Source organism: Bacillus sp. AFS040349 (genome assembly GCF_002577655.1).
GTDB lineage: Bacteria > Bacillota > Bacilli > Bacillales > Bacillaceae > Metabacillus.
The window spans coordinates 1-2,761 of record NZ_NUMC01000209.1 but is presented as its reverse complement, the minus strand read 5'-3'; the positions used below and the strand labels follow the sequence as shown (position 1 = coordinate 2,761).

Annotated in this window: 4 protein-coding genes and 1 pseudogene; 1 reads left to right on the top strand and 4 read right to left on the bottom strand. The window is 37.1% G+C overall.

Annotated features, from left to right (window positions below):
* Nucleotides 1-71: 71 nt before the first annotated feature.
* The gene (locus COD11_RS26290) at nucleotides 72-755 is read right to left on the bottom strand and encodes a DUF421 domain-containing protein (protein ID WP_098799806.1); all 684 of its coding nucleotides are present in this window, start codon (nucleotides 753-755) and stop codon (nucleotides 72-74) included.
* 37 nt (nucleotides 756-792) lie between these two features.
* Between COD11_RS26290 and COD11_RS26285 the strand changes: the two are divergent.
* Nucleotides 793-951 (top strand): annotated as a pseudogene (locus tag COD11_RS26285) (Tn3 family transposase); the annotation flags it as partial.
* Here the strand turns inward: COD11_RS26285 and COD11_RS27845 are convergent.
* The 3 genes from COD11_RS27845 to COD11_RS26275 all read right to left on the bottom strand — a co-directional run bounded on the left by COD11_RS27845 (nucleotide 921) and on the right by COD11_RS26275 (nucleotide 2,649).
* Nucleotides 921-1,064 (bottom strand): hypothetical protein, encoded by a 144-nt coding sequence (locus tag COD11_RS27845; RefSeq protein WP_224773487.1) that lies wholly within the window; start codon nucleotides 1,062-1,064, stop codon nucleotides 921-923. The pseudogene COD11_RS26285 and the gene COD11_RS27845 overlap by 31 nt on opposite strands.
* Complete coding sequence (locus COD11_RS26280) at nucleotides 1,061-1,702, bottom strand: GerAB/ArcD/ProY family transporter (RefSeq protein ID WP_255301718.1); 642 nt, start codon at nucleotides 1,700-1,702, stop codon at nucleotides 1,061-1,063. The genes COD11_RS27845 and COD11_RS26280 overlap by 4 nt, the downstream gene beginning before the upstream one ends.
* Before the next feature lie 248 nt (nucleotides 1,703-1,950).
* Nucleotides 1,951-2,649 (bottom strand): N-acetylmuramoyl-L-alanine amidase family protein, encoded by a 699-nt coding sequence (locus COD11_RS26275; protein ID WP_098799805.1) that lies wholly within the window; start codon nucleotides 2,647-2,649, stop codon nucleotides 1,951-1,953.
* Nucleotides 2,650-2,761: the final 112 nt, after the last annotated feature.

The following is a 2,761-nucleotide window of genomic DNA, read 5'->3' as shown; positions in this document are numbered from 1 at the left end:
TTAGCTGGTTTTGTTGAAGACTAAAGTTTATATTCACCAAGAAAATTGATGTGCTCTTATCCTAACAAATTTTATTTAGGACTTACATGTATGCCTTCACTCTCTCGCCAATCTGCGTAGAGTATATGCTTTACATTATCATATCTATTGGTAGTTAGTTGGTTATCTAACCACTGTTGATCAAATCCGAGCTCATGTAAATTATCCCATAAAATTTCCCCATCTATAATTAACGATGTGGGGAGGTCTACTGGCCTTTCTGGAAGATTGAGATCTTGCTTGTCTGGTTTTTGATACTTGGATTTTAATAATAAACTTATTTGCCCATTAGCTTCCAATATACCGTATTTGACTTCGCGAACTGAAAAGACATTATTTTGACGGAGTAAACTCAATACTTGATTTACATCCAATTTGTTCTTTGTAAGTAACTTTCTGTCCATAACACCATCTCGAATGATGATGTTAGGATTGCCTAATAAGAGAGAACGTGTCGATTTATTTTTTAGAGTTATAAACTCTATTCCCAACATAAGAAACGTCCACAATCCGATGGCATATAAAAAATGTAAAATCCCTGCCTTATCTTCATAAATGGTATTTCCTAAAAAATCTCCAAGTACTAACACAAAAACTAAGTGAAACGGGGTTAACTGATAGATGGATGTTCTGCCTGTTATGATAATGATAAAAAATAAAGTTGCAAAACCAACGATGACTTTGATCGTCAGTAAACCAATATTAACTTCTTCCAAAGTTTTTTCCTCCAATTTAAATTTTACTTAGTTGTAAGATCAATTTTCTTCTTATTACACAAAGATTATTCATACTAATTCAAGGGATGCGATTCATGTTTTGGATGGTTTGTTACACCATGAGACGGATCTAAATATAGTAGAGCATTATACAGACACAGCTGGTTACACAGACCAAATAATCGGACTGACCCATTGAGCGTAAGCGGGGTATCTTTGGTTAGCCGCTTCATCAGGGCCAAATATCGCAATCGATTCCATTAATGGTCCTAACGTAAGTCCTGTAAGGATGAAGCACATCAACATCAAGCTTTTAAATCCTGTTTTTTTGTTAATTTGTGCTGAATCAGCAACATCAAGAAAGACAACTCCAGCAATCCCCCGGCAACGTAAGGAACGCCTTTCCATAATGGAGCTGTCCCGTTTTCTAACAATGGAAAAAGCAAGGTATAATCTTTAAACTGAAAATTGGCAATCGCCACAAGATGCCCCAGAATAACAACAAATGGCAACAATATTCCGCTCACAATTGCAATTGTACGGAGTCCTTGAAAAGTAGCAAAGAAGCATGCAACAAGTGTGGTTCCCGCAAGAACTAGTATCGGTGTTTGCGGCAAGTAAGATGCGATTGTCCATGTTAGAGTATCTTTTAAGGAAATAAAGCCCATGAGCCATAATAACAAACTATAAATAATCACTAAGATTGCAGATAAAAACTTTCCAAAGTGCTGATCTAGCCACTTTTTAATGTGTTGATTGTTCATGTTTTGAATGATGTAGTTCAAGCAACCAATCCAAACAGGTGAAGCGACAAAAACAAGAAACACTACGAGCCAGGCATCTCGCTTTGATGCTTCGAGTAGTAAAGGGATAATAATTACGTGGTTCATTAATCCAACCGAAAGCATAATAATCATGTATGACTGAATAGGAGTAATCTTAGGCAAAAACTCACCTCAAATCCAACAATTGGAAATAGAAACATCATGAGCTATAATTCCCTCAACAACTTCGTTCTATTCATCTGATATTAAGCTAGTCCTGGCTTATATCGGCCGGACCAACTTAGAACAAGAAAAAAATGCTAAGCCCGTCACATCAAAGGCTTAGCGTATATTTTGTTCATCCAGCCTAGTTATCCATTTTGATAAAACTTTAACGTGCTTGCAGTCAAGCAACCGTTTTCCCAACGAAACTACACATTTTCAATAATAATCCTTTGTGCTGTTCTCAGGTTACGTTGTACAGTTCTCAACACATTTTCTTCTTCTGCGTAAGCCCCTACTTGCACACCGTCAACAATTACACGTTTAATAGCCATATTGCTTTTCAGATTAGTCGATTTTCTCTTCAAATTAAACGCGCGTGCTAACCCATTAACATGCCCTTGGGCAACCGCTTGCCGCCAATTCGGGTCTCTTAATTTTTGGGCATCGCTTGCATGATCAATAAATCCGTTCTCCGTTAATAAAGCGGGCATTCTGGTTTCTCGCAGTACATGGAAATCGGCCTTTTTTTTACCACGGTTATGCAAGTTATTTACTTTGACAATTTCTTCATGCATAATGTCTCGAATGAACGCTGTTCTCGATGAATCAGACAAACTGTTATGAATATAATCTTCATACCCATGAGCTGAACCGTTAAATGCATTAACGTGGATGGATAGAAAATAATCTGCACCCCAAGCATTCGCATCATCTGTACGTTCTTTCAAACTGCGCGTAATATCTGCTGTTCTACTCATTTTAATTTGCAGACCTTCATAATGGTTTCCCAAGAGATTTCGGATGCTATGGGAAATACTTAAGGTAATTTCTTTTTCCTGCATCCCATTGCCAATAGCTCCTGGGTCCACTCCCCCGTGACCAGGATCTAAATATAGTTTAAACATTTAACAACACCTCCTACAAATAAAATATGATCGAAGAATAACGGAGGTATAAGCATTCGTCTGAGATACATATAAAAATAGGTGATGATAGACATTACATTTCATTGAATCA